Below are 596 nucleotides of genomic sequence, written 5' to 3' on the forward strand. Positions count from 1 at the left end.
CTAAAGCAAGATGGTAGCTATAGCTTCGACCCAAGCCACGGTAGTTATAACCATTTGGCGCAAGGCGATGTACAAACCATCACCATCCCTGTGACAGTAACTGACCTAGCTGGCGCGACTGATACCAAGAATCTTGTCATCACCCTAACGGGCACAAATGACGCGCCGGTATTACAGCAAATCCAAGCGCAAAGTGTGACAGAGGATGGCCAATTGCTAACGGGCCAGCTTACAGCAACGGATACTGACGACCATGAAGTCACTCGTTACAGCGTAATGCAGCAAGTTGATGGGTTTACCCTGCATGCAGACGGCAGCTATAGCTTTGATCCGAGCCATGCGAGTTACCAACACCTAGCCGCAGGTCAAGTTCAAACGCTGACAATACCCGTTGGCGTAGTCGATCAAAGCGGTGCAACCGATACGCAGAACTTAACCATTACCGTGCACGGCAAAGATGATACGGCGATCATCAGCGGTGCGGATATCGGAATGGTGAGAGAAGATACCACGCTGCAAGCGACGGGCACGCTCAGTGTAAGTGATAAAGATGCTGGTCAGGATCATTTTCAAGCGGGCGATATCCAGGGTGTACA

At 51.0% G+C, this 596-nt stretch carries 1 protein-coding gene; it reads left to right on the forward strand.

From position 1 onward, the window contains the following. On the forward strand, nucleotides 1–596 hold a 596-nt coding region (locus tag A3762_RS07115), incomplete at both ends, for a VCBS domain-containing protein (protein WP_197469113.1).

This window comes from Oleiphilus sp. HI0125, from assembly GCF_001635355.1.